This is a genomic window from Paenibacillus sp. UMB4589-SE434, from assembly GCF_030226685.1.
Lineage (GTDB): Bacteria > Bacillota > Bacilli > Paenibacillales > Paenibacillaceae > Paenibacillus_B.
Genome location: NZ_JASOYK010000008.1, coordinates 24000 through 50701 on the forward strand (window position 1 = coordinate 24000; position 26702 = coordinate 50701).

The window sequence follows — 26702 nt, forward strand, 5'->3', positions numbered from 1 at the left end:
TCGCTTATAGGAGAGAACCCTATAACCTATAACTTACGTCGTCTTAATGTCCACCCGTCTCTCTGCTTGGTTCCAACTTACCGTCGCACCAAGCGATTCCGCCACTGCTCTAACCGGCGCATAAGTGGTCCCATTAATATTAATGCCCGGAGTAATCACTTGCCCATCCACCGCGATGGTTACTGCATTAGGATCGGTGGGCCTCTGAATCAATCCAAGAACTTTGGCCACGCCCAATACATGACCGTTAACAAGCGCATCTATAACAGCAGGATTTTTTAGCTTGGCAGCATCCGAAGCCACATCAACAAATAAATTTTCCGTAAGCACTGCTGGCATTTTACTCTCACGCAGCATATGAAAATCAGCTTTTTTCTGACCTCTATCGATGACCGAAAATGATTTTAGTTGAGTCATAGTTTCACCATGCAGCACATTTTGCAGATACGCTGTCATATTATCCGATGTACCTGTATACGTATAGGATTCGAATCCACCTGCTCCCCCACCTGAATTGCAATGGATAGAAACCATAAGAGCTGCTTTAGCTGCATTGGCCATATCAGTCCGCGCACTTAACTCTACAAACACATCAGTCGACCGAGTCAGATAGCTTGTTACACCAATGTATTGAGCCATTAAGCGCTTTGCAGCCTCTGTTGCAATGCGGAGTGTTATGTCCTTTTCAGATAGTCCGTTGCCCACTGCACCTGAATCAGTACCACCATGTCCCGGGTCCCATACAACTATTTTGTTAGCCGCCATATTATACACCACCCTGTAAGGAATCCTCGGTTCCCCTCAACTATTTCTCTTTCTATTGATAGATTATGTATAATGGTAGCGCATTAACAGTGCGGCAGCCCTCTCCTGCAGCCCGTTATATTCGGGTTAAAACCCATGCCAACAACATTGTCACAGTTTGTAATTATTCTGACTGCTTCATAGGTATTTGCCGTGAGCATCTTGGCTATTCGGCAATAGACTGGTGTAGATACTGCATTTACCCAAGGAGGTTGTCATGGACCCTAATTATTATCAGCAAGTCTGTTGGCAATGCATGAATAAGTATGTAGGGATTACTACAAGCGATGGTCATTCGCATGATGGGTTTATCGCTCACATTGATCAAGACTATGTTACGCTCGCTATCCCCACCGATCAAATGATGGATCAAATGAATGGAATGCCAGCACGTCCGTCAACTTACAGGCAATTCGGCTTCCATCCTGGTTTTTTCCCTAGACGCCGATTTTTTCATCGCCGCATTCCATTTCCGTTTATTACAGGATTATTTTTACTACCATTCTTTATATGAGCAAATAGAGGAGAGGGTTTGCCCCACTCCCCTTATCTGGAGACAAAAAGGCGGTTCTCGAAGTCTTGAGAAACCGCTTTATGTCAACCCTCTGTTTGGCATTGACGCTGATGGTGAGCGCCGATTCCCAACCTGCACATGATGAGGACAAACCCTACCCATAGATCATCACATCTCTTGTTCTCTTCACCGTATTCCTCCTGCAAAAGACGTACATTTCCCCTTTGGACATATGATCCCGTATATATTCGTGTTATGCTACAATAGAAGGATATAAATGGACATTCATTCGGCTGAACGCCGATTACTCACCCTAAAGGAGGGTTGAACATAGATACAGCTAATTTGAACTTGATCATCACGTCTATCATTTACGGCATGTCCGCGCTTATGATCCTGTTCGCGGTGGTGGACACTTGCAACTATTTTATATTCAAGAAGAGGCTGTGTCGCCCGATTAACAAGCTGATAACGGAATGGCGAACGACACTCTCGCCGCGCAATAAAGCGATTGACCTGACAACTGAGGGGCATTTATATGCATACGGTCAATTAGACACGGACAAGCTGATCGTCATTCACTACTATTTAAAAGGCTTTGAAGACGAGCATAATGTGCCCCATCAGTTTACGGACCTGCTAACTAAGATTTTTATGCCGGTGATCATCCTTTTACTCGGGATATTCATCACGATTGGGTTTAACGCTTCCAGTCTGATGAAAGATCCTCCTAGCGAGCTCCAGCAGTGGATGACTTCGTTTACAGGATACCTTACGCAAGCCATTGATTTATTTCCATCGCTGATCGTATTGCTGGCAGCCTTGCTAGTCGCAGCTTATACCAAGTCGGAAATAATCAATTCCCGTAAAAAAATTATAAATCAGCACCGTTTTATCATCGAAGATCAGCTTAAAGCGCGAGGTTCCCTTTCATGACGATACGCAATCTGAAAAGACGCTTCAGCTAGGGTCGATCCCCTTATGCTTAAAGCGTCTTCTGCTTATTTCCCAGCATCGCTGGGCGTGGACTGCTGCTCGGTATAAGCTAGACTTCTCCCATTAATAACTGCGCAATTTGCTCCAGCCATTTCTGGTCGACTTCGTGAAAGCGTTCCTTACTCGGACTGTCAATATCCAGTACACCGATCAATCGACCGCCTTGTACAAGCGGGACCACGATCTCAGATCGTGAACGTGCATCACAAGCGATATGACCAGGGAACTCATGCACGTCAGCTACGACCAATGTCTGCTGATCCTGTGCCGAAGTCCCGCATACCCCTCTGCCAAGTGGAATACGGACGCAAGCTGGCATGCCTTGAAAGGGGCCCAGCACCAACTGGTTCGTTGCTTCTTCATATAAATAGAAGCCCGCCCAGTTAATATCTTGAAGCCCGTGCCAGAGCAGCGCGGCTGCATTAGCCAAATTAGCGATCAGATTCGGCTCATCCTCGACAAGTGCGGCAAGTTGGGCGCGCAGCAAAGGATAATCTTGTTCTGGAATACCGCTGTACAAAGTAGGTTCAAACATGGGCATGACCTCTTTCTCGTTCATTTGACAGTTTTGATAATCAGCAATCTTTTATCTATCGCCTGGCAATGCTCCTATCATAGCATAAATAAGGAGCGGCAACTGCTCCCTAGCTTGGAGCAGCTGCATCTAATCCTAACATTGATCTACATACCTTAATCTATGTATGTAGATCAGATGAATTGAAATATAGTGTAGTGCAGGCGTATAAGGTTAAGCACATACATATTGGAGGAATATAAGATGAATAGAACAACGTTTAACCTCGAAGGTGCCAATGGCAGCCGAGTTCACGTCTATAAATGGGAATCTGCCCATCCAGATATCCCTACACGGGGCATTATCCAGATTGCGCATGGTATGACAGAAACCGCACTGCGATACGAGCGCTTTGCAGCAGAATTAATACAACAGGGATACATAGTGTATGCAAACGATCACCGCGGTCATGGGAAAACAGCCTCCCGCCCAGAGCAGCTTGGGCACATGGAGAAAGGCGACTTCATGGGGATGGTACATGATATGGGCCAACTAAGCCAATATGTCCAAGAACGCCATCCGAATGTGCCCCTTGTTTTGTTTGGACATAGCATGGGCTCCTTCTTATCTCAAATGTACATTACCAAATATGGTCATTTACTGCATGGTCTGATTTTATCCGGCAGTAATGGACCTCGCGGGCTTGATCTATCCGCAGGTGTCCGTGTATCCCAAGTCATTCGCGCTTTGAAGGGAGCAGCACACCGCAGTGAGTTCATTAATAATTTGGCATTCGGTGGATTTAACCGCAGCTTCAAACCAAGCCTTACGCCATTTGACTGGCTTAGTCGGGATGAACAGGAAGTCCAGAAATATATCGATGATCCCATGTGTGGCTATGTGTGTACAGTCGGATTCTATTATGAGTTTTTCTGTTTCCTAAAAGAGGTACATCATCCTTCTACCTTGGCCAAAGTGCCTTTAAAGCTTCCGGTTCTAATCGTATCCGGCAGCCAAGATCCTGTAGGCAACTTCGGCAAAGGACTCCATAAGCTCGAACATTTGTATAAGCATCTCGGTGTTCAAGACGTTTCGCTTATTCTGTATCCTGGAGCCCGTCACGAACTGCTGAATGAGACTAACCGCGATGAGGTGACTCGCGACTGTATGGAATGGCTGGATCGCCTGCTGCCGCAATCATAACGCTGCCTTCAACTAGGTGAGTTTGTTTCGCCCCCGCAGACAAAGGTATAATAAAGTAGTTGGACTTCATACAAACGTTTCATATAGATTGGATAAGGATGGAGGTATTAAGGTTATGCCAAGTTTGTTAGATCCATTGACGATTCGCGACGTCACCTTCCCAAATCGGATTGTGATGTCACCGATGTGTATGTACGCGTGCAATGAGGAAGATGGGAAAGTAAATGATTGGCACTTGGTACACTATACTTCCCGTGCAGTTGGCCAAGTAGGCCTCATTATCGTTGAAGCATCCGCTGTACAATCAAACGGGCGCATTAGCGCGCAAGACTTGGGCATATGGAGCGACGAGCATATAGAAGGCATGCGCCGTCTCGTGGAGATGGTGCATGCCCAGGGTGCTCGCATAGGCATCCAGCTAGCACATGCAGGGCGTAAAGCGACGGTCCCTGGAGCCATCGCACCTTCTGCTGTCCCGTTTAGTGAAGAGTATGCCGTACCTGCGGAGATGACGCAGGAAGACATCCGCAAGACCATTAAGGCTTTTGCAGACGCTGCACGCCGAGCTGAATTAGCAGGCTTTGATGTAGTAGAGATTCATGCCGCTCATGGCTATCTGATTAATGAATTTTTGTCTCCATTAACGAACAAACGGCTGGACGGTTACGGTGAAAATATCATTGGGCGCTATCGTTTTCTGGAGGAGATTATTGATGCCGTGCGTCCTGTATGGTTGAAGCCGCTCTTTGTACGCATTTCCGCGAATGAATACCATAAGGATGGCAACACGCTGGAAACCTTCATTGATTACGCTCGTCGCATGAAATCACAAGGTGTCGATCTGATCGACTGCAGTTCAGGCGCAGTCGTACCCGCGGATATTAACGTATATCCCGGGTACCAAGTCCCCTATGCAGAAGCGATACGTCAATCTACGGGAATCGCAACCGGAGCTGTAGGCTTGATTACAAAGCCTTCGCATGCTGAGGATATCGTGCGCAATCACCGTGCCGATTTGGTACTGCTCGGACGTGAGCTGCTGCGTGATCCCTATTGGCCTCTCCGCGCTTCCAAGGAACTTCGCACAGACATTCCCGTGCCGAAGTCGTACATGCGCAGCTGGTAGCAGCCACGCGCTGCGATGATCTCTACCATCCCAGCAGCAGGTCAGGCAGCTACAGATATACAATGCAAATCAAACTGTTGTTCTGAATTTTATGAAATGAAACGATTATAGCCCATCTTGAAGTGGTCTGAAATAGATGCAGCTTCACAATTAGGGATCAAAAAAGAACCTTCACCGCTTACAAGCAGAGTGAAGGTTCTTTGCATAAGTTTACTTGCATGTGATTGCTTTTAGTTCTAAGCAGATGATTCGTAAACCTTATTTAAATAAAGTTCAATTGTTGCAGCATCCGGCGAACGACGGCCGCCACTTCAGCTCGCGTCATATTCTCCTTAGCTCCAATACGTTCACCGTTCCCCTTTACCACACCATTCTGAATGCTGGCGGCAACGGATTCTTGCGCCCATTTGCTCACTACGGCACCATCTTTGAAAGCCTTCAGATGCAGCTGAGGCTGCTCATTATCTGTCATCTTCATATCAGGCTTCATCAATTTCATAGCTCTCATGAGAATAACAATAGCTTCCTCACGGCTGATCTTGTCATTAGAGCGGAATGTGCCATCCGCATAACCTTGGATTAACTGGTATTCTGAAGCTATTGATACTGCATCATAATACCAAGCAGTAGAAGCAACATCCTTAAAGCTATCTTGACCTGTTCCACCATTCATCAGGCCTAATCCCTTTACCACTATAGCTGCAAATTCTGCACGTGTAATATCTCGTTTTGGTTCAAAACGGTTATCAGCTGTTCCCGTTACAACCAAGCGTGAACCCAAATCATTCACTTCTGCCTGTGCCCAATGTTGATTCATGTCGGCAAATGACATCGGATTCCACACTACCGCAAACGTACCGTTAATACGATTATTCATTTTTACAAAAACGGTACCGTCAACCTTCGTTAACATGGTTGGAATATGAGATAATGTGCCGTCCTTATTCAAAAATACAGCCGTTGTCACTTGAGCTGGATCGGTTTCCTTAGGCAGAGCTAGCATCCGCTCCACGTAGCCGTTATGTTTGTTGACGGATATTGTTTGACTCCCATAAGAAGCCGTTACCTCGAATCGAGTTGGATCGCCAATCCGTTTGTATTTCTGATTTTTTGCCGCAAGCTCAACCGCATGAGCGCCTTCACTTGTTGCTTTCTGAATCTGAATTTTATACTGAATTCCGTTCGGATTCACTTTGTCACCAAATGCAGCAGCAATTGCATTTACATCCAATTGTGACAGCGGGAGCTTGAATACGCCTTGCGTTGTCTTCATTTCCAATATCGTTTGCTGTTGCTTCATCTGGCTAACGATGTTTCCACTAAGGATCGTGGTTCCATGAGCAGCATCAGCAAATGGTACAGTAATCAATGTATTGAGTCCCGATTTGCTTAACAGATCTGCCAATTTAATTGGATCAAGTGTAAATGCAGTTGTCTTCTGCCCATCCTTCTCAGTGATTTCAACGGTTCCACCCAGTTCTTTCTTTCCGTTAACTTCTATGTTTGCATTTTTGTCGGCTGGTGTTGGGCTAATGCCACCCTGCCAATTTCCGCCCGACGATGTTGGGGTCGACGGCGTTACAGTTGGCGATGGCAGAGAAGCGATCCCATTTCCATTCGCATTGATTGCACGTACCCTGAACGTATAAGCTGTTCCATTGGTTAAATTCGTGACTGCAGCGGTTGTTGTCTTCACATTTACAACCACATTGCCTGGTTGAGCAGTCAGTACATAGGAGACGATTGGACTTCCTCCGTCATCAATAGGAGCCTTCCAACGGACCGTTGCTTGACCATCACCTGCAACCGCGGTAACGTCTGTTGGTGCGGCAGGGATCGTACTAGGTACGGCACTTGCTTCAAACGATGCAGGACCATCTCCACCTGCTGTAGCAGCGCGAACAACAAAGTAATAGGTTGTGCCATTTATAAGTGGAGCGACATCGTAGCTGTACACATTGCCAGTCACAGTAGCAGCTTCCGTTCCATAGGCTCCTTGCACCGTGCTGTGGTAAATCTTATAGGCAGCTGCCTGTTCTACACCGCCCCAGTTCAATGTTACCTTGCCGTTCCCTGCAAGGGCAGTCAAGTAAGCAGGAGCGTTAGGTGCAGGTACTTGCGGTGTTGACATCGCTTCATTGGAAGCTGCACTTTCTATCTTACCCGCAATTGCCTTTACAACGAAGTAGTAGGTTGTGCCGTTAATTAGATTGTTCAGCTCGTAGTTGTATACGGAGCCTGTCACCTTAGCGATCTCTGTCCCATAGGAACCTGATATCGTACTGGCATAAATCTTATACGCTGTCGCCTCTGGAACACCTCTCCAGGTTAGCGCCGCTTTGTGGTCACCTGCAATTGCAGTTAGTGCAGTCGGAACTGATGGAATAATCGCTCCAGTTAGGCTCAGAGCGGAACTAACAACCGGAGTAAGGCCTTGTGATTGGAAAACTAATTGAGCCCCTGTTACGTCATTAACGTAGTCTGGCAGCAATCCACTGAAGGAAACAATTCCAGCTCTCGCTGTGGCTGTTACAGTGCCCACGAGCTTCCAGTCTCCACTATCCTGCTTCGACACAGTTACACGTGTAGAGTTGTCACTTGTCACCACGTTGCCATATCCATCTGTAAGGTGAAGTACTGGCTGTTGGTCAAAAGGCTTGCCATATTCTGCAGGAGCTGCAATGTCCTGCTGAAGGAGAAGCTTCTCCTTTGAAGCAAGCGGCGTAATATTTACCGTATTCGTAAGCGGTGTCTTTACCCCTTCGATGCTGAACTGAATTTGCTGCGTCGCAGCATGGTGCAGTTGCAAAGGAACCGTAGCTTGCCCATTTGCAAAATTCACGGGCACCACCTGCCCGTTACCTGCTGCGTTCGCGTCAAGTGCCGTGCCGTTAAAGCTGCCGTAGCTGCCATCCGGAGCAGCGGATACGCCAGATATCGTCACGTTCTTTGTACCGTTATAACTCGTATCTACTTGGCCGAATACATCCTTTGTACGCAATTGAACATTAGTCGCCGATTTGGTTAAAGGTTGGGCCGGAGTTACACTCGCTTCTGCAGTTGATGTTCCTACAATCCCCTGATAGCGAACGACGAGATTGCTCCCAATTATAAACCCGAGATCGTTGAGTCCATCCGCGTTAAAGTCGGCAATAAATAATTGTGAGGCATTGCTAGATGTACTAATACTAGAATCAGGCATCCCTTGGAATGAACCTTGGCCCGAATTCACATAAATAGATGTCGTATTATTACTATAAGCAATGATATCCGCCCATGTGTCATTATTCATATCCGACAGCACGATTTGACTGTATCTGTTAACAGTTGATCTATTCATAACTTGTTTATCAAAAGATGCTCCTGTGCTTGTAAAGAGGATAATTTCGTTATCTACAGGCTCATTATAGGCACTCGAACGAATAAGTATAAAGTCTGTCTTGCCATCCTTATTCACATCACTGACATCTATAGCGACCGCAGAAAAAAGATCACCAAAGTCAGACTTCTCTAGTCTGAACTGGCCCGTACCGTCACCATAGCCGATAACATAGCCGCCACCCTTAGACGAGTTCCCCCCAATAAAATCCAGGTTGCCGTCCCCGTTAAAGTCCCCGGTTCTTGTTGTAGAATTGCCTATATTGATATATCCCAAATTGAATCCAATATCACGGATTTGGGAGAACGAAATTTGATTAGCAACTGTTGTGTTATTGATACCCAAGTATGCTTTATTTCCAGCGAACCACATCACGTCCGTCTTAGAATCGTTATTAAAATCTCCCGTCACAATGCTCATACCATAAAAGACCGCTTGATTCATCGTATACGTTGATCCCATTTTGGTATATTTCATCTGGGAACTCGACGTCTCGTCCCATGCGTATACATTGTTAGGACTAGTAACAACTCCATTAGGCCCTGCCGTTATGAAATCAAGATCCCCATCGCCATCCAAATCGGCCAAAGCTGTAGCGTAAAAGGGACTTGTCTCTGCAGGAACAGAGGCATCTGCATCTACTCGCTGTGGAGTGCGAGCAAGATCATGCACTACGCCAACCTTTTGGGTGAAAGCACCTCCGACAAGGTCCAATCTCCCCGAATTTGTGATATCTCCCAACGACCTCGCTAAAGATCCCATATTGGTACTCGCGATTGCTGCGTCACTAGGACTGAATTGTAACGACTGTGCATAGCCTTTTTCCGGAACTAGCAGTTGCAAAAAAGCTAGGCTGCAGGACAACCATATAATAAGCATTTTTTTAGACATGAACTTATCTCCTGTTCTATCTCATGTAATTAAACGTCATAATCCGACATGTTACATGAAAACCTCTAAAAAAATACTGAACATAAGGTCTTTTGATCCAGAAAAATATAAAATTTCATAGAAAAAAAAGCACATTTTACGATTTATTTTTAAATCTACCCTTATATCTAGCCCCCTTATTTCCCAGTGCTTGGTTTCTGCTCAAAAATTTCAATTCACAGGTCGGCTGCACGGATCTACTTTCTGTCATAGGACGAATACTCCCGCGCATAGGTGTAAAATGATGAGTGATGTTGACGTGAATTAATGAACTCAAGTCGATTAAGTCGGCTATTCACTTGCACATATACCACCTAGACCGATACCCTAAAGGAGGTCATGACGTGTTTAAGCGCATCAATCGACTGGCCATTGAATTGCCAATGCCAAAGAATGGGGACCCCAATGCAGCAGCGGCTGTGCAGGAACTGCTAGGCGGGCGATTCGGAGAAATGTCGACTTTGAATAACTACATGTTCCAATCCTTTAATTTTCGGCAAAAAAAGAAGCTCAAGCCTTTCTATGACATTGTAGCGAGTATTACCGCTGAAGAATTCGGGCATGTCGAATTGGTTACGAATACGATTAACCTCGTGTTGGCTGGCTCAACCAAGCCAGGCAACCCAAATTCTACGCCGCTGGCCGTAGGCAAAGATGCACGCAATACGTATCAATTTATCGCGACAGCTCAAACCGCGCTTGCGGGAGACTCCATGGGCAGACCTTGGGCAGGGGACTACGTCTTTAATAGCGGCAATCTAGTGTTGGACCTGCTTCACAATTTCTTTCTGGAATGCGGCGCACGCACCCATAAGATGCGGGTGTACGAGATGACGGATCATCCCACTGCAAGGGAAATGATTGGCTATCTGCTTGTGCGTGGGGGCGCGCATATCGTGGCCTACGCCAAAGCATTGGAAATTGCCACAGGTGTGGATGTAACCAAAATGCTGCCCATTCCCGATCTGGATAATCGCAAGTTTGAGACAACACGGAAATTTGAAGACATGGGGCTTGGGCGTATCTTATATACGTGGAGCGACAATGACTACAAAGATATTGGATTGATCTGGAGCGGCAAGCATCCGCTAGACGGCGGTCCGCTTGAAGTCAAGGAGGGTGCACCCGAAGGCGCACCCATTCCAGACTTTGACGACCTGCCAGAACAATTCGCACCTGGCATCTCGCAAGAAGACTTTAACGAAATCGTCAAGCGGCTGAAAAAAAACGCTGGCATCCCTTAAACTCCCTCCTGCATGTCATGAACGGCAGCACATGTATGGAGCAGCAAGTCCAGCGTTCCTCATACTTCCTGAGGACTTTGTTCCATTTTCCCCCTCCACCACAATGCTTATATTGCTTGGTAACTATTCAAGCGCGCGCAGACCCTTTGACTGTATAAAGTGTCTGCGCTTTTTATATAAGAAGCGCAATTAGTCGCCTGCTAACAGATGAGCCTCTTGACGACGGACCCATACGGACCATCCAGCATCAGATAATACATACAACAGCCATAATGGGCCAAAGATGCGCCAAATTGGCTCCACCTTGATGTACAGTGCCGCCACATACGGATGCAATATCCATATCACAGCAAGAGATAATAGCATCCAGCATAAAGAAAACGATAAACAAATGTGCCCGTGCAGCTGTAAACGAAAGCCGGAGTAATCCCAGTACTGACGATGTATCCCCTTCTGAAGGAGCATTCCACTTATATACTCAACACATGTCGGTACAATTAAGCACAATAATAGCACTATTCCCCATGATGCCCCCCGTTCCGCATACAGAAGAATGAAGACAGGTGCAAAACCATACATCGGCTTAAAGGGCCCGAATAAAAAACCCTCTTTTAAAAACACACCTGTCGTGGCCTTGCTATAGACATTTTCCAACAGCCAACCACCAAAGGCATACACCATAAAGAAAAAAAGTATCACATGGACACTCCCACTACTTACGTGAGCACCCTGAAGCACCGACAATACAGGCTGCTGTTGCAACTCCATATTCATACCCTCAACTCCTACCTACTCATGTGCCCATTTATTCATGTTTGTATTATGGTTCGTTAGCAGGGAAATATTCGTATCCATCTCTTCATTTTCCAGGTTTGTATAAGGAGCGTATTGCTCTAAGTGCTCACAAATGATAGTCTAAAAATGATAACTGCATTTGATGCAAAGTAGGTGGAAACGATGACAGAAGAAAATCAACCCAAAAAGGTAAATTTGGCTGATGCCATGAAGGAAATGCTCGCAAAGAAGAAACAACAGCAGCAGGATCAGAAAGGCAACTTTCAGGGCAATGCTGGTACCAAAGCTTTAAAAAGTCAGAATACGAAAAAGCCGAACAACCAACGACGCCGCACAGGCGGGTCCTAATCCAGCACTAGCGTAGCCGAATTCCGCATCTTACGGAGTTCGGCTGCTTGTGTTATAAAGGAGTTATCATATGAACGTTTTGCATAAACGCTGCTTTCTTATCTGGCTGATATTAGCCGTTGTGTGGATGGGCTTTGTGTTCTACAAATCCTCACAGACTTATGCAGATCAGGATTTGCGTCCCTCATTTGCAGCTTTTATAACGGAGGAGACACTCCAGAAGTATATTCCTCATATTGAGTTTGACTATGATGGCCAGCACGTAACTTGGAAGCAGCCTTACGATTTCGTAGAGTATTTTATAAGGAAGGGAGCTCACGTCGCTGAATTTGCGCTGCTCTGCTTCCTGATCTTAAAGACGCTGTATGCGACTTCGCTCTCAGCCATAAGCGCTGTAGCGATTGGTGGCATCGCTACGTTTTTGTATGCCTGCTCTGATGAATGGCATCAGTCCTTTGTACCCGGACGGACAGGGCATTTTCAAGATGTGCTGGTCGACTCAATCGGGATTGTCTTGGTGATGGCAGGGTTCTTATTGGCGAGAAAACGAAGAAGAAAAAACGAGTAGGAAACATAATGAAGGAGCCGCAACTTCACGTTGCGACTCCTTCTTGTTATTTGTACATTTCCGCATCCTATACAAATCGCCCCAAAATTCGTTGACATTATCCTCGCGTCATTCCCGTTCTTTGAATTGGAGCATTTCATTATCCATTAGTAATTCGGCTGCCCACAGCGGGGCGCAGCCAGATTCCCGCAATCTTTGTATAATCTTGCTGTGTTACTACCAGTACTTTATCGTTTCATCTGCTGCTTCGACGATACGGTCACACCTGGATAGCCGAGTGACATCAATTGTCCACGTGTCATATACAACCGCTCGTCTAACACTTGGCTATTCTCAGGTCTTAACTCGATTCGGTGCGTGTCTGTACGTATACCATAACGGTATTGTGACGCCAGCACATTCTCAGCCTCCACTTTCCAACCCATCGCATCGGCCAGTGGCTTCACTGGAATCCATAACGTTCCACCCCGTTTAAAAGTAAAAGGAACCTCAATATCACTTCCTCCGATGTGTACTACATGCTCCATATCTTTGGTAATGGCGACTGTTTTTAAGGGCAGTGCAGCGATATCCAAATCCTTATCCAGCTCTGGAGCTTGCTCAAGCTGCTCCCACTTTAGGTCTGTAAACAAAGCCCGTTCAGCCTCATCCGTCAAAAGATGAGACATCTGCGACTGGAAGTCGTACACCCATTCCATTCGCTGAGGTTCATTTTGTACATACAGCATCTTACCATCAGCAGCACTGTAGCCTCTTAACGTACCATTCAAAACATAGTGCCACTGACTAGTAGCAGGGTTGTAAATGGATACCTCATTCTGCTTCCGGCTCTGGCTATAACGATTTACTAACAATCGATCATCAGGCATCCACACAGCCTTCGTGTGCCAAGCAGCCGCGTACCATTCGGCCACTTCACCGGAAATCTTATCTTTTAACCAATAGCTCTTTATACGGCTATAGCCACTGCCATCAGCGGTTTCTGTTGATCTCCAGAAGTCATGGTCAGTTAGAGCCCATCTGCCACTCGGTGAGTCTGCGTACGCTTGCCCCTTATGAATCGTACCATCCTTCACCTCATAATATAAATGGACAAACGGACTCATGCCATTCCTCGCTTTGGGATTAAGGATAATGCCTGGGGCTACTTGCCCACTGTCATAAATCCCTCCGATTTTATCGTCCCAGCGCATTAATGTTCCGTCTGGCGCACGTTCAATAACCAAATTACTCGCAGCTTCACTATCATATAGACTCACGTTGTAAAGGAGTGTACCATCTATTTCATTTCGATATCCTACCGATTGATATTGAATCTTCGATCGCACGGTCGAATCCGATACAGCCTGCAAAATACGTTGTTGATCTTGATCAGCATGTGCCTTTTCCGGGGCAGCCGTGACAAACAGCATAAGACATAACGCTGCCAACGTCACCCAACACAAACCTCTAGCTTGAGTATTATGAGTATTTATAGCATTCACTCCCTGCTTGTTCCCTTTAGAATCTATCTAGTTAGACGCCTTGTTGAGTCAAAGGTTGCAGAGTTTCCTACGAAAAATCATATGTAATCTCCTACTCATCCCGTGTTTTGCGACGACGTAATGATAGTCCGCCAAAGCCGCTAATAATCGCAATATAAAAACCAAGATCATAAGCCCATCCCGTATTAAATATTTCATACACACGAATATCTGATTTAAACAACCCAATAATCAAACTAATTGGCGCAACCCAACCATGCCATATTCCCCAAAAAAACCCTGCTGGATCAGCAACGCTGTAGCTGCCATCTCCCGGTACACAGCCAGACAGCATCACCATAGAAAGTACAGCTGCGATGACCATCACCCCTCTTGCTCGAATTGGGGGCCTTGCTGGCATTACTCGCTTTTGATTCTTCATGTTATTTCTCTCCCTTCGACTCAGTTTCTTGTTTTCACAATACATGCAGTCATAGGTCATCTTGTTATCCAAGAACACCACTTCTTGATTTTAATCCATATACTATATGATAATTTTATTTAGGATAAAACATGACCTCTGACCCTAATTACCCTGTTCCGATGCTTGCATAAACAAGTGCCTCAAACTACTCCCTTTCACAACACCACTATTTATGAAAAACATGCGCTATTATCTATTAGTTTCAAGAAAAGTTCACGCTTGAAGTTATCCACACTGTGTATAATTCGTAAATCGACTATATTCTTAAATTATCCACACTTGTTCATAACTATTGGATAACTTATTTCCGAATATTATTTCCCTATTTATTATTAAATATATGTAAATATTATGTTAAATAGCCATGAAAACTATTCAAAGAATAAGGACATATGATCAATCATTCCATTTGCTTCATTTAGCGCAATCGGTTGATTACCTGCTTAGACCAACTCATGTATACCTCAGATGAAACTCAATTGTATACGTCATGCATTGCTTCACATGCTTCCTCTTTAAGCAGACCTGTTCTCTTTTGAAATAAGTTCGAGCACCATCTATTTACTGCCTTCCTTGTTACGTCACCCCTCTCCATTATTTTCATTTTAAAAAATATTTTTCCCCACAGTTTTGTCCTATTATCAACAACAAAAAACGTTCTCTATCAGCCTGTCTTTGATCTTATCCACACTTGTCCACATGTGATATGCATCACCTCACGCCTATTTACACACCCTATATGTTGTAGTATATTTACTGAAGCTCAACAATATATTGAATTTTTTCGCGGGTTACACCCTTAATTTATCTATACATACACATATATTCTCGTGCAGCGTTTGACATCCAAATTGGACTTTCTATCCTTTCATTCAGAGCAGTATGGCACGGTCAACAAACCTGAGAATAATCCGCAGCTATACCTTCATTAATCGCCTCCCACTGCGAGCAATGAATACACCTCTATCTTATCGTACGTTGCATGTTCTAGCGATTTACAATCCAACTGATGAGCAATCTCTTTTTCCACGGCCACCAAGGTCGCTGGACCAGTATATGTATTTAATACCAATTCGACTTGTCTTAGCATAAGGGAGTTGTTCATACGCATGCTTAAAGATTCCGCTGTACAGAGCAGTTGTACATAGAGGTAATCTATTTGCGTGCCAACCCGTTATGCCCAAATAGAGCAAATAAGACGCGATATGAGGAGGAACTGAGATGTTTACGCCCCCTATCCACACCGTGCATACGGTATTAAAACCTAACAATCGTTCACTTGCATTTGATACGGACCGCATGAAACGGTATGGCGAACGTATTATGGAAGACTATCCGCATTTGGACCGTTCCCGCTGGCATCGCAGCGTACTGGCCAAGCTCCGTCAACCGTCTGTACAGGCATCTGATGTTACACAAGCCTGCATCATGACCGCACTAGAACTTGTCACACGCGAAGAGCCTGACTGGAAGTTTGTCGCTGCCCGCTCCCTGCAAACAAAGCTGTACAAAGAAGCAGCACTTAACCGCAGTTACAAAGCTTATCCAGATAAACCCTACGGTGATTTTCTGAAGCTTGTTCGATCATTGGTTACGATCGGGGTGTACCGGGAGGAATTGTTGGCCTGTTACACACCTGAACAGATTCGTGAATTAGGTACGGCAATCGAACCTCAGTGCGACGAGCTGTTTGACTACATTGGCTTATTGACACTACGTGAGCGTTATCTGGCTGTCGACTTTGAAGGGCGCACAATGGAGCTGCCGCAAGAGCGGTATATGGTGATCGCCATGTACCTGATGCACAAGGAACCAGAAGAACGCCGCGTTCAATTGGCGAAAGAAGCTTACTGGGCCATGAGCAACTTGTATATGACTGCCGCTACGCCTACAATGGCCAACGCAGGCAAAAAAGTAGCCGGCCAGTTGTCGAGCTGCTTTATTGACACCGTTGATGATTCTTTGGAAGGCATTTTTGATTCTAATACAGCGGTCGCACGCTTGAGCAAGATGGGCGGCGGAATCGGTGTCTATCTTGGCAAGATCCGGGCACGCGGCTCCGATATACGCGGGCATAAGAATACTAGCTCTGGCGTCATCCCGTGGATTCGCCAACTGAACAATACAGCGGTCAGCGTTGACCAGCTCGGCACGCGCAAAGGCGCAATTGCCGTATACTTAGACGTGTTTCACAAGGACATCCTTTCATTTCTCGACTTGAAGTTAAATAACGGAGACGAACGAATGCGCGCTCATGACATTTTCCACGGGATCAGCATTCCGGATTTATTTATGGAAGCTGTTGAGCAGCGTGAGGATTGGCATCTGTTCTGCCCTCATGAAGTGAAGAAAGTGATGGGATGGATTGACAATAACGGCCGCCCAGCTGGTCTGGAAGATTTCTTTGATGAGAAATGCGGCGAAGGCTCCTTCCGCGAGCGATACGCCGAGGCGGTGGCGAACCCCCACTTGTCCCGTATCACGCTGCCAGCCATCGATATTATGAAGCGTGTCCTCAAATCTCAATTGGAGACGGGTACGCCTTACATGTTCTATAAGGATTCTGCAAACCGCGGTAACCCTAATCAAGCACATGGCGTAATATATAGTTCTAATCTATGTACCGAGATTATGCAAAATCAATCGCCTACTGTCATGGAGAAAGAAGAGCTTGTCGTACGCGATGGACAGACTCGGATTGTGATCAGCAAGGTTCCAGGCGATTTCGTAGTCTGCAACTTGAACTCGATCCATTTGGCTCGTGCTGTGCGTGCGGATGTACTGGAGAGACTTATACCGATTCAAGTTCGCATGCTGGATAATGTCATTGATATTAATAACATTGAAGTACTGCAAGCACAATATACGAATCATCGCTATCGGGCAATTGGGCTTGGCACATTTGGCCTTCACCATCTCTTGGCGCTGGAAGGTATCGCTTGGGAATCCGAGGCGGCAGTGACTTATAATGATCATTTATATGAAAAGATACATTACCTTGCGATTCAATCCAGCATGCAGTTGGCTCAAGAGAAAGGAGCATATCCACTCTTCCAAGGATCGGATTGGGAGTCTGGACGTTACTTCGAACAGCGCGACTACACAACAGCTAACCGTCCAGGACCATTCGTATCAACTGAGCAATGGCGAACGCTTGCTGCAGCTGTAAAAGAGAACGGTATGCGTAACGCATGGCTGATGGCAGTAGCCCCTAACGGCTCGACGTCTATTATTGCAGGTTCCACGGCGAGTGTTGATCCTGTGTACGAACTTCTGAGCTATGAAGAGAAGACCACATATAAAATTGCCAATCCGGCTCCGGATTTGTCCGAGAAGACAATTTGGTACTATAAGACGGCTTTTCACATTGATCAGAATTGGTCCATCAAGATGGCAGGAGCACGTCAACGCCACCTGGATCAAGGGCAAAGCTTTAACCTGTATGTGCGCCCTGATATTCGAGCAGTTCATTTCTTGTCGCTGCACATTCACGCATGGAAGGCTGGACTGAAATCAACCTATTACGTTCGTAGCCAAGCACTCACGGTGGAAGAATGTGAAGCCTGCAGCTCCTAATATTGTTGATCTATCTGTTCGGCTTTTCTCAAGGACATAGCTGAACAGCAGCTTATGGTCGCCCAATCTGCATTGTTTATACTCCGCATCATGAGGCGCGGCCAACACTAGAAAGGAAGTGCTCTTATGACATTGCTTCATGAACAATTAGGCCGCCAGCTAATCTTTAATACAGAAGCACCAAACAAATCCACACGTATTATTAACGGAGAATGCTCCGGCATCGTGAATTGGGATGATATTCGCATGCCCCACATGTATAAATTATATAAAGTGCTGCTCTTAAATCACTGGATTGCAGACGAGATTCCGATGTCAAAGGACGCGCAGCAATTCCCTTTGCTTGCTCCGGAAGAGCAGCAAGCGTTCAAGATCAACATTTCGCTCTTGGCTGTACTTGATTCGATGCAGACTATGTTTGTTGGTGATGTTAAAAGTTACTTTACTGATTCCTCACTCGAGGCTGTAGCCGCTATAATTGCACAGCAAGAAGTCGTCCACAATCAATCTTACTCATACGTGCTCTCATCTCTGATATCTTCCGCGGAGCAAAAAGAAGTGTTTGAGTATTGGAAGCATGATAAAGTGCTGTTGGAACGTAATCGTTTTATCGCTGATATTTATCAGAACTTCCGCGACAACTCAACACCGCAGACGTTCTTTGAAGCACTTGTAGCAGATTTGATTTTGGAAGGAATTTTCTTCTACAGTACATTTGCCTTTTTCTATAATCTGGCTCGCGACCAGAAGATGATGGGGACAAGTCAGATGATCTCATATATTCAACGCGACGAGAATCAGCATTGTTATTTCTTCGGCGAAGTATTCAAGCAGCTTCTAGTGGACTTCCCAGAGTTAAACACAAAAGAGAATAGGAATTACGTCTATCAGACAATCAATCGTGCTGTCGAATTGGAAACCAACTGGGCTAACTACACCCTAAGTAACATCGGTGGCATTGATTTGCGTGAATTGTCCGATTATATCAAGTACATCGCGAATCGCCGCTTATCCATGATGGGCATGGATAAAGCATACGATGGCGTTGATGTGAACTGTATGCCTTGGATCAAGCCGTTCTCCGACGATGCATTAAACGCTACCAAAACCGATTTCTTCGAAGCTAAATCGCGTAATTATGGAAAAGTAGGCGACGATAATGGCTTTGATGAATTGTAAGTTTTGCTAGGGACTGGGCAGCATTAATTTATATACAACTCGTGAACAATATGAACTTAACAATATATTTAGGTTGCGCTTACAATTGCTGCATATATACACTAAGCAGCTTATGATACCATCTATCTGTACGAGCAAAATTATTGGAGGTGTCATATGATTCGGATCAACAAACTAGGACTCACATTATCATTAACCGCCATTCTGGCCTCCGTTATCGCAGGACCACTGGCAGCTGCCCCACTGCAGCCAATTCAACATACGGACTGGATGCAGCAGAAAGCTTACATCAACGGTGCCAATGACGGGCTTGCATTAGAACGTCCAATCACGTTGGTAGAAGCTGTCGTGGTTCTGGCTCGCGTACAAGGGGAAGAAGCTAAAGTTAAAGAAGTGGACGCATCCGTCAAGGGTAGCTGGGCAGCACGCGCATTAACATGGGCCAAGCAAGGCAGCATCGTGAACGCGGAACAGTGGACACGCCTACATAAAACTACGGATGCTGCTACGCTAAGTGCAATTGCCAAGCAAGCCGGCATCGATCTGAAGTTGGATGGCAGCACGGTCACTAGACAAGCTTTTATTGACGCACTTGGCGAAGCCATCACTCTCCACCTCACGATTGGACATACCAATGATGTACATGGACATATCATGGATGATGAGAAAAATAAAGAAATGGGTTATGCCAAATTAGCTACCCTTATGAAATCTCTTAAAGCCGAGAATCCGAACACAATGCTTGTTGATGCAGGCGATATGATTCAAGGCACTATATATGTTAACTTATCCAAAGGCGAAGCAGCTACAAAGCTAGTAAACCCGCTTGGATATGATTTTATGGTGGCAGGCAATCATGAATTTGACTTCGGTCATGAACAGCTCGTCAAAGTATCTAAAATGTTCCAATTCCCTGTATTAGGCGCTAACGTCTTTGATGCTAAAGGGGAACTTTTGTTGAAGCCATACGTGATCAAAGAGATCGAAGGCAAGAAATTTGCATTCCTCGGCTTGATTACCGAAGAGACTCCAATCGTGACGCATCCTGACAATGTAAAGGGATTAAAGTTCCTTAATCCGGTGACAGTTGCCAAGGAATGGGTTCCTAAACTGCAGCAGATGGCAGATCAAGTGATCATCGTCTCCCACTCTGGTTTGACTGAAGATCGTGAGATTGCCAAGCAGGTAAAAGGAGTGGACCTAATTATCGGTGGTCACTCCCATACCAAGTTGAGCACACCAGAAGTCGTGAATGGTGTCTATATCGTACAAGACTGGGAATACAGCAAGTCCCTTGGCCGTGTAGATATGTACTACCATAATGGGGAAGTTGTGCATTTCTCCGGGGGACTGATTGAATATAACAAAGATACTAAGCCGGATGAAGAAACAGCAGCGCGTGTTGCCGAATTGCAAAAGCATACGGATACGCTGTTAAGTGAAAAGATCGCTAAGACTGCTGTGAAACTGGAAGGCGACCGCACGAAGATTCGTGCCGAAGGAACGAATCTCGGTAATCTAATTGCGGACGCGATGCTGGAGCGTACCCGTTCAATGCCAGGCTTCGAGGCAGATGTTGCTCTTACCAATGGCGGAGGCATCCGTACAACTATCCAAGCCGGCGATATTACGAAACGCAACTTGTATGATGTACTGCCGTTTCCGAACACACTTGCTGTGGTAGAGGCGAAAGGCAGCGAACTGCGAGCTGCTCTTGAAAGTGGTGTCAGCGAGATCGAGTCTGGCGCAGGACGTTTCCCTCAGATCGCGGGGATGACCTTCACTTTTGATATGAAATTGAAGGCGGGCAGCCGCGTGAGCGACGTTAAAGTAGGCGGCAAAGCACTTGATGATAACAAGACCTATCGTGTTGCTACAAATGATTTCATTATCGCAGGTGGAGATGGATATTCCATGCTCAAGAAGGATGCGCTAAATACAGGCGTAACATTATACGAGGTAGTGGAAGATTATATTATCAAAAAAGGGGATCTTTCTCCTGCAGACGACGGACGGATCAACAAACTAAAATAAATGATTAGTAATGAGGCTGCCGCCATATATAATAAGGCAGCCTCTTTGGCTCCCTAGCCTATCCAATTATGCAAAGAACCTTCAGGCCCTATTTTTATGAGCTTGAAGGTTCTTTATTTGACTCTATTTAAGAACGCGTATCCTCTTCTGCTAACTTTTTCAAGGCTGTAACCCGCTCATCAAGTCGACCGTAGCCTTGAACTAATGCATTGATCTGACTATCCTGATGCTCCATACTTGCCAGCACTTCTTCAACAGAGCCCATATGCTGCTCCGTACTGCTTGCAATGGACACCATACTTTCCGACATCAAGCCATATTGCTCCTTCAACTCAGCAACCGCTGAACGCATAAGTTCCGCTTGCTTGTTGACCTGTTCCGTGTTACCTGATATGTCCCTCACAATCTTCTCTACGGCTTGCGTAGCCTGAGCGCTGGATAGAACTGATCCTTCACCACGATTGACATGGCCCGCGGCAGCATTGATCTGCTGACGTATCGCTTCCAATATGGCAGCAATCTCTTCTGTCGCCTGTTGAGTATGATCCGCCAGCTTGCGTACTTCACCAGACACGACGGCAAAGCCTCTACCGTGCTCACCCGCACGAGCCGCTTCAATCGCCGCATTCAATGACAGCAGGTTAGTCTGTGCAGATATTTCACTAATCGTACTTACGATGCTGCCGACTTTTTCTGTCTGCGAACTTAAAGCGTTCATTATTTGAACCGTCTCACGAACCATTGCTTGCACACGTCGCATTTCCTGTACCAAAGTCCCGATCTCGGTGTTCCCTTGCCCTGCAAGCTTAAGCGTCTCCGACGATACACCGTCTAACTGCTCTGTTCCACTAACTACATGACCAAGCGACTGCTCCACCAGTTGCACGGAGTCATTTATATGATGGATATTGACGGTCTGCTGTTCAATCGTTGATGAGATTTCAGCAAAAGTCACTGTCACTTCTCGGGATATATTACTAGTCGTCACCACTCGCTCTTTCTGCTCCTGACTAAAGTTGTTGAGCATAGATACCGAGCTATGAATCTCAGACAACATGTCCTCTGCCCGCAGCTTAGCTTTCAAAGCTTCAGTGCTATGCTCTAGTACTTGCTTCTGCAGGCGTTCGCTGAAAATAGCAGCCGCACATAAAGCAATCGTAGCGAAGGCTAGATACAGCAGCAGGTAAAGCAGCGGTTCCTTCTTATACAGCACCTCATGGATGACTGGATCGTAAAATACATATATCGTGGCAACAGCACTCAGCACACCAGCTGTAAGAACAGGGCGATAATTGGAGTACAGCGCCATTACACCCATATTTACATAAAACAGCACATACGTACTGAATATCGGGTTAGGGTCTGATTTAATTAGAAACACCGTCAGTCCTGTCATAATAACAGGAATTAGATACATAATGGCACCCGGTGCTATGCGCTTGTACGTCATAAATGTAGCAGTCCCGCAAGCTACCGTACCAATAACAGCTAACATATAAAGCATGCTTCCTGTAACGTTAGCCGCGAGATTCGCTGCGATGCCAAGCCCAAGCATCCCCCAAATAATTTTAACGAGCAGTCTATTTCTCAGATCCAATATGGAAAGTTCGTTCAAAAGAGACGACCTACTTTCTAAAGTATAAAATAGTAAGACTAGACTACAACTGTTTTATTGCTTGCAGAAGGTGCTGTGTCGGGGATTATCCAAGAATAGCGGTGCTTGTTCCTTCTGACCTTGCCTACATCTATAATCGTCGGTATTACATCATCTCCTTTATAGGCGACACGACCAGATACTTGCCGCATGGGGACTTGAAAAGATACCCTCAGCGCGCGTGCAAATACTGGCTCCAACAGGCATACAAAATAATCCTTGTCATGCTTGTCCGCATAATGCAGCATCGAAGAGATCAAGCGGGCTATATTCGGTCCCCGATGTTCTCTAAGAAGCGCTACTTTATCGATTTCCACGACACGATCTGGCAATGCCATCTCCGGTTGGTCTTGGAACGCAGCGACGCTGTGAATTGGATTATTTGTTATATGGTACGGTTTATATTCGATAGTTCCCACACAATGGCCTTGTTCATTCGTAATGAGCATCTGGTGCAGTACTTCTCGCCCCGATTCCAATTCGAACCCTTTCTCTTTCCATACGGTTCTCCAGATCGATTGAAACTTAGAGGCTTCTACAGAGTTGCGGACATAGATATACATCGGAAGCACCTCTCCACTCTCATTTTCTATTTATAAGTACATGTTCATTTGTACTTATTTTAATAAGAGCCTTTAGCCCTGCCAAGACGTTTCTATAAAATTCCTACTATAGTACTAGGTTTAAAAACAACTTCTATTTAAATAGCTCATAAGTAGCGGTTATATGGACACCTATCTTGTCAATTAGTCGTATATAATGGCGTTCTTTGGCACCACCTTAACAAAAAATCAGCCCCGGTCATTTCTACTATGTTAGCAGAACAACCGGGGCTTTTATGTTCAAGAACTCACATGCGCAAATCCATAATTTAACAACGTGTGCGAGTCACTCCATATTTGATCTTTAGTTGAATGCAGTGCAACCGCAATTACTTTATGACCATTCCGGTTGGCTGATGAGACAAGGCAATAACCAGCTTGATCCGTATAACCCGTCTTGATGCCGTTCGCACCTTCATAGAAATGACCACTATCCAATTGCAACAGTAGGTTCCGGTTATATACCATCTTTTCTACCTGATTGTCGTCTGACGTTAGGCTCAAGCTTGCCTCAGGTTCCATTACAATTTGACGGAAGATCTCGTTCCCCATTGCAGCGCGGGCCAGCACGGCTAGATCCTTGGCTGTCGAATAATGATCTTGACTAGGCATGCCATGGGGGTTGGTAAATTGCGTATTCGTCATCCCCAGCTCGGCGGCTTTTTTGTTCATCTGGTTAACAAATAAATCATAGGCTTGCTGGCGAGTTGATCCGGCCGGAGCATGCTTCATGCCAATCTGCACGGCAATCGTTCTTGCTGCGTCATTGCCAGACGGCAGCATCATAGCTGAGATCAGCTCCCGCCAAGTTAACAACTGTCCTGGAGCAAGCCCAGCCTTGCTCTCATCTGGAGCTGTCCAGTTTACTTCGCTGCCTACAATAACCCCTTCCACGGGATCCGCCTGCTCAACTGCCAATAATGCCGTCATAATCTTCGTGGTGCTGGCAGGAGGCAGCGGCTTGTTCTCGTTCTTATAGAACAGCACATCACCGTTATCCGCATCCATGACAAATGCGGCACTAGCCTCTAATGAGCCAAATGCCAACTCCTTATTGTTGCTAGAGACAAATACTTGATCTTGAATTCTAGCATATACGCCACGCAAAGGTACCCCAATTTCTTCTAATACAAACAACAATCCACCTAATATGAATAGAGCTCCAATCAACCTTTTCCACTTGAAACTCGGCTTTGTTTTGTTCTTCATCTCATCCACCCTGTTCGTTTATTGATTAAGACTTAGTTTAGACAACAGAAGTGAATGAATGTTTGCGAATTTATGATGAAATTATGATGTTAACGGCAGTCTTATCACAAATCGGGTTTGAAATGAATTACTTTCCGCCCAGATGCTGCCGTTATGCAGCTCCACGATTGCACGCGAGATAGCCAAGCCTAGCCCTGAACCTTCTTGCTCTTCGCCCCTTGACTTGTCAACTCGATAGAACCGGTCAAATACGTACGGGAGATCCTGCTGTGGAATCGCTGTTCCATAGTTAACGATCTCAATCTGAGCTTCATCAGCGATAACGGATACGTTTAAGTCGACCGCATCACCACCCGTACCGTACTTCATAGCATTGGACAATAAATTTTCGAATACACGCACAAGCTTTAAGGAGTCTGCCATCATAAATAATGACTGATCTGCATTGTTCATCCGCAGCTGCAGCCCCACTTGTTCCATTGGATAGCGATAATGAACGTACAATTGGCCCACCAACTCCGACAAATTCACACGTCCTAGATGCAAAGGCATGCCACCGCTCATTCTCGTATATTCGAATAAATCCTCAATCATGAGATGTAGTCGTTTAGACTTCTCGTAAGCGATGCTAATATAGTGGCGAAGCTCTAACTCATCCCGGTACTTGTCTTGTTCAACCAGCCCCAAGTAACCGATAATTGACGTTAACGGCGTTCTTAGATCATGAGATACATTCGTGACAAGCTCTGTCTTGGTCTGTTCCGCCCGGCGCTCCTCTTCTATCGATTTGCTAAGCTGTTCCGCCATGATATTAATATTGTGTTCGAGCTGACCAATCTCGTCTTTGGCGGATATTTTAATCCTTTGCGTCAGATCCCCTTCCGCAATATGCTGCACCGCTTTTGTCACACGAAGAATACGGCGAATTAACAAACTCGTAAACAGAATAAAATACACCGCAAACCATAATAATGTATACATAACCGATAACAACATAACTCCAATTACGTCGTCCAAATATCGAATGAAGACGGTAAAGGTCGGAAAGTAGAAACTCTTGTACACAGCCGATATAGCCAAAAAACTCAATCCAGTGGTCGCACCCGCTAATGTAATACATAACGGTAATGACAGTAACAGCTTCCAATTCAGTTTCATTCTACTGCCTCCACTTTGTAACCAACACCCCACACCGTATGGATAAACATGTACCCTTGTTTGTGCAGCTTGTCCCGGAGCTTGCTTATATGCGCCGCTATCGTATTATGCGCGCCTTGAAAAGTTTCCTTCCATACAAGCTCATACAAATCTTCTGCCCGAAACACCCTACCTGGATATCGTACCATCGTATATAAGATTTCAAATTCAATGGAGGTTAAGTGGATTGCTTGATGGTCTACTTTTACTGTATGCAAATCCCTGTTTACTTCCAACTTCCCAAGACTGATGACCTTATTTATGTTTCCGACATCCCCTTCAGCAAGCCGCGGATTAAGCTGATAGGTACGCCGCAGCAGCGACTTTACACGCGCCATAAGCTCCAAAGGATTAAATGGCTTCGCCATATAATCGTCCGCTCCTGTCATAAGGCCCATAATCTTGTCCATATCCTCCGTTTTGGCGCTGAGCATAAGAATCGGAGTTGCGTGACGCTCACGTATCACTCTTGTTACGCCTAATCCATCCAGCTTAGGCATCATGACATCCAAAATAACAAGATCAATAGGCTTCTCCTCTATCCGTTGCAGCGCTTCAAGCCCGTCATGGGCAAGCACACATTCATAACCCTCATTGATTATATATATACGGATTAAATTCGCGATCTCTCGATCATCATCTACAACCAGAATTGCCGTCATTCGTGTACACTCCCTCGTCTTGACCGTATACTTAACATTGTATATTTCACAGTAATCATAAATTTCACGCTCCTACAACTTATTGTAAAGAGCGAGAGTTATCATTTCATTGGGAAAGTATGAAGAAAACATGATGATTATATGTATGAATGTGTTTAGTGTAGCACAGTTTATTATTCTCATTCGGCCGAGAAATTCGGCCACATATCTGTACTTCTTCA

Annotated in this window: 22 protein-coding genes; 10 read left to right on the forward strand and 12 right to left on the reverse strand. The window is 45.5% G+C overall.

The window, feature by feature from the left end:
* Positions 1–33: 33 nt before the first annotated feature.
* Positions 34–765 (reverse strand): N-acetylmuramoyl-L-alanine amidase, encoded by a 732-nt coding sequence (locus QP775_RS21465; protein WP_285108909.1) that lies wholly within the window; start codon positions 763–765, stop codon positions 34–36.
* Between the two features lie 256 nt (positions 766–1021).
* On the opposite strand from QP775_RS21465, the gene QP775_RS21470 reads away from it, so the two are divergent.
* Both QP775_RS21470 and QP775_RS21475 read left to right on the forward strand, forming a co-directional pair.
* Positions 1022–1318, forward strand: coding sequence for a phosphatidylinositol kinase (locus QP775_RS21470; RefSeq protein ID WP_285108910.1), 297 nt, complete (start codon positions 1022–1024; stop codon positions 1316–1318).
* 324 nt (positions 1319–1642) lie between these two features.
* Positions 1643–2254 (forward strand): hypothetical protein, encoded by a 612-nt coding sequence (locus QP775_RS21475; protein ID WP_285108911.1) that lies wholly within the window; start codon positions 1643–1645, stop codon positions 2252–2254.
* Between the two features lie 109 nt (positions 2255–2363).
* Here the strand turns inward: QP775_RS21475 and QP775_RS21480 are convergent, their stop codons facing one another.
* Positions 2364–2849 carry a GAF domain-containing protein gene (locus tag QP775_RS21480; RefSeq protein WP_285108912.1) on the reverse strand — a complete coding sequence of 162 codons (486 nt, stop codon included), beginning with the start codon at positions 2847–2849 and terminating at the stop codon, positions 2364–2366.
* Positions 2850–3092: 243 nt separating this feature from the next.
* On the opposite strand from QP775_RS21480, the gene QP775_RS21485 reads away from it, so the two are divergent.
* Together QP775_RS21485 and namA are read left to right on the forward strand one after the other, a co-directional pair.
* Positions 3093–4031 carry an alpha/beta hydrolase gene (locus tag QP775_RS21485; protein WP_285108913.1) on the forward strand — a complete coding sequence of 313 codons (939 nt, stop codon included), beginning with the start codon at positions 3093–3095 and terminating at the stop codon, positions 4029–4031.
* 115 nt (positions 4032–4146) lie between these two features.
* Positions 4147–5157 carry an NADPH dehydrogenase NamA gene (namA, locus tag QP775_RS21490; protein ID WP_285108914.1) on the forward strand — a complete coding sequence of 337 codons (1011 nt, stop codon included), beginning with the start codon at positions 4147–4149 and terminating at the stop codon, positions 5155–5157.
* A 262-nt stretch (positions 5158–5419) separates the two neighbouring features.
* On the opposite strand, the gene QP775_RS21495 is transcribed toward namA, so the two are convergent.
* A complete protein-coding gene (locus QP775_RS21495) occupies positions 5420–9427 on the reverse strand; it encodes an S-layer homology domain-containing protein (RefSeq protein WP_285108915.1) in 4008 nt (1335 codons plus the stop codon).
* A gap of 383 nt (positions 9428–9810) precedes the next feature.
* Here QP775_RS21495 and QP775_RS21500 point away from each other — a divergent pair, with 383 nt between their 5' ends.
* Positions 9811–10710, forward strand: a complete 900-nt coding sequence (locus QP775_RS21500; protein WP_239329516.1) for a manganese catalase family protein — start codon at positions 9811–9813, stop codon at positions 10708–10710.
* 189 nt (positions 10711–10899) lie between these two features.
* Here the strand turns inward: QP775_RS21500 and QP775_RS21505 are convergent, their stop codons facing one another.
* Entirely contained in the window at positions 10900–11484 is a 585-nt protein-coding gene (locus QP775_RS21505; protein ID WP_285108916.1) for a putative ABC transporter permease, read from the reverse strand.
* Between the two features lie 183 nt (positions 11485–11667).
* Between QP775_RS21505 and QP775_RS21510 the strand changes: the two genes are divergently transcribed.
* Both QP775_RS21510 and QP775_RS21515 read left to right on the forward strand, forming a co-directional pair.
* A complete protein-coding gene (locus tag QP775_RS21510; RefSeq protein ID WP_239329518.1) occupies positions 11668–11853 on the forward strand; it encodes a hypothetical protein in 186 nt (61 codons plus the stop codon).
* Positions 11854–11923: 70 nt separating this feature from the next.
* Entirely contained in the window at positions 11924–12421 is a 498-nt protein-coding gene (locus QP775_RS21515) for a VanZ family protein (RefSeq protein WP_285108917.1), read from the forward strand.
* Between the two features lie 227 nt (positions 12422–12648).
* Here QP775_RS21515 and QP775_RS21520 read toward each other — a convergent pair whose 3' ends face one another.
* From QP775_RS21520 to QP775_RS21530, 3 genes are all read right to left on the reverse strand, one after another.
* Positions 12649–13851 carry a hypothetical protein gene (locus QP775_RS21520; protein ID WP_285108918.1) on the reverse strand — a complete coding sequence of 401 codons (1203 nt, stop codon included), beginning with the start codon at positions 13849–13851 and terminating at the stop codon, positions 12649–12651.
* Positions 13852–13996: 145 nt separating this feature from the next.
* Positions 13997–14326, reverse strand: coding sequence for a hypothetical protein (locus QP775_RS21525; protein ID WP_285108919.1), 330 nt, complete (start codon positions 14324–14326; stop codon positions 13997–13999).
* A 970-nt stretch (positions 14327–15296) separates the two neighbouring features.
* Positions 15297–15458 (reverse strand): hypothetical protein, encoded by a 162-nt coding sequence (locus tag QP775_RS21530; RefSeq protein WP_285108920.1) that lies wholly within the window; start codon positions 15456–15458, stop codon positions 15297–15299.
* 131 nt (positions 15459–15589) lie between these two features.
* On the opposite strand from QP775_RS21530, the gene QP775_RS21535 reads away from it, so the two are divergent.
* The 3 genes from QP775_RS21535 (at position 15590) to QP775_RS21545 (ending at position 21157) form a co-directional block, all read left to right on the forward strand.
* Positions 15590–17944: a ribonucleoside-diphosphate reductase subunit alpha gene (locus QP775_RS21535; protein WP_285108921.1), complete on the forward strand. Its 2355-nt coding sequence runs from the start codon at positions 15590–15592 to the stop codon at positions 17942–17944.
* Between the two features lie 126 nt (positions 17945–18070).
* Positions 18071–19123, forward strand: coding sequence for a ribonucleotide-diphosphate reductase subunit beta (locus tag QP775_RS21540; protein WP_285108922.1), 1053 nt, complete (start codon positions 18071–18073; stop codon positions 19121–19123).
* Between the two features lie 156 nt (positions 19124–19279).
* Entirely contained in the window at positions 19280–21157 is a 1878-nt protein-coding gene (locus QP775_RS21545) for a bifunctional metallophosphatase/5'-nucleotidase (RefSeq protein WP_285108923.1), read from the forward strand.
* A 127-nt stretch (positions 21158–21284) separates the two neighbouring features.
* Here QP775_RS21545 and QP775_RS21550 read toward each other — a convergent pair whose 3' ends face one another.
* The 5 genes from QP775_RS21550 to QP775_RS21570 all read right to left on the reverse strand — a co-directional run bounded on the left by QP775_RS21550 (position 21285) and on the right by QP775_RS21570 (position 26481).
* Entirely contained in the window at positions 21285–22772 is a 1488-nt protein-coding gene (locus QP775_RS21550; RefSeq protein WP_285108924.1) for a methyl-accepting chemotaxis protein, read from the reverse strand.
* Positions 22773–22810: 38 nt separating this feature from the next.
* Positions 22811–23374 carry a hypothetical protein gene (locus tag QP775_RS21555; protein ID WP_239329527.1) on the reverse strand — a complete coding sequence of 188 codons (564 nt, stop codon included), beginning with the start codon at positions 23372–23374 and terminating at the stop codon, positions 22811–22813.
* Positions 23375–23653: 279 nt separating this feature from the next.
* Positions 23654–24622: a D-alanyl-D-alanine carboxypeptidase family protein gene (locus QP775_RS21560; RefSeq protein ID WP_285108925.1), complete on the reverse strand. Its 969-nt coding sequence runs from the start codon at positions 24620–24622 to the stop codon at positions 23654–23656.
* 81 nt (positions 24623–24703) lie between these two features.
* Positions 24704–25780, reverse strand: coding sequence for a sensor histidine kinase (locus tag QP775_RS21565; protein WP_285108926.1), 1077 nt, complete (start codon positions 25778–25780; stop codon positions 24704–24706).
* Positions 25777–26481: a response regulator transcription factor gene (locus QP775_RS21570; protein ID WP_285108927.1), complete on the reverse strand. Its 705-nt coding sequence runs from the start codon at positions 26479–26481 to the stop codon at positions 25777–25779. Before QP775_RS21570 ends, QP775_RS21565 begins: the two co-directional genes overlap by 4 nt.
* Positions 26482–26702 lie beyond the last annotated feature (221 nt).

Excerpts from the sequence above, each read along its gene's own strand:
- QP775_RS21465 (WP_285108909.1), bottom strand. The coding sequence starts at position 765 with ATGGCGGCTAACAAAATAGTTGTATGGGACCCGGGACATGGTGGTACT.
- QP775_RS21470 (WP_285108910.1), top strand. The coding sequence starts at position 1,022 with ATGGACCCTAATTATTATCAGCAAGTCTGTTGGCAATGCATGAATAAG.
- QP775_RS21480 (WP_285108912.1), bottom strand. The coding sequence starts at position 2,849 with ATGTTTGAACCTACTTTGTACAGCGGTATTCCAGAACAAGATTATCCT.
- QP775_RS21485 (WP_285108913.1), top strand. The coding sequence starts at position 3,093 with ATGAATAGAACAACGTTTAACCTCGAAGGTGCCAATGGCAGCCGAGTT.
- namA (WP_285108914.1), top strand. The coding sequence starts at position 4,147 with ATGCCAAGTTTGTTAGATCCATTGACGATTCGCGACGTCACCTTCCCA.
- QP775_RS21495 (WP_285108915.1), bottom strand. The coding sequence starts at position 9,427 with ATGTCTAAAAAAATGCTTATTATATGGTTGTCCTGCAGCCTAGCTTTT.
- QP775_RS21505 (WP_285108916.1), bottom strand. The coding sequence starts at position 11,484 with ATGAATATGGAGTTGCAACAGCAGCCTGTATTGTCGGTGCTTCAGGGT.
- QP775_RS21510 (WP_239329518.1), top strand. The coding sequence starts at position 11,668 with ATGACAGAAGAAAATCAACCCAAAAAGGTAAATTTGGCTGATGCCATG.
- QP775_RS21515 (WP_285108917.1), top strand. The coding sequence starts at position 11,924 with ATGAACGTTTTGCATAAACGCTGCTTTCTTATCTGGCTGATATTAGCC.
- QP775_RS21525 (WP_285108919.1), bottom strand. The coding sequence starts at position 14,326 with ATGAAGAATCAAAAGCGAGTAATGCCAGCAAGGCCCCCAATTCGAGCA.
- QP775_RS21530 (WP_285108920.1), bottom strand. The coding sequence starts at position 15,458 with ATGCTAAGACAAGTCGAATTGGTATTAAATACATATACTGGTCCAGCG.
- QP775_RS21535 (WP_285108921.1), top strand. The coding sequence starts at position 15,590 with ATGTTTACGCCCCCTATCCACACCGTGCATACGGTATTAAAACCTAAC.
- QP775_RS21540 (WP_285108922.1), top strand. The coding sequence starts at position 18,071 with ATGACATTGCTTCATGAACAATTAGGCCGCCAGCTAATCTTTAATACA.
- QP775_RS21545 (WP_285108923.1), top strand. The coding sequence starts at position 19,280 with ATGATTCGGATCAACAAACTAGGACTCACATTATCATTAACCGCCATT.
- QP775_RS21555 (WP_239329527.1), bottom strand. The coding sequence starts at position 23,374 with ATGTATATCTATGTCCGCAACTCTGTAGAAGCCTCTAAGTTTCAATCG.
- QP775_RS21560 (WP_285108925.1), bottom strand. The coding sequence starts at position 24,622 with ATGAAGAACAAAACAAAGCCGAGTTTCAAGTGGAAAAGGTTGATTGGA.
- QP775_RS21565 (WP_285108926.1), bottom strand. The coding sequence starts at position 25,780 with ATGAAACTGAATTGGAAGCTGTTACTGTCATTACCGTTATGTATTACA.
- QP775_RS21570 (WP_285108927.1), bottom strand. The coding sequence starts at position 26,481 with ATGACGGCAATTCTGGTTGTAGATGATGATCGAGAGATCGCGAATTTA.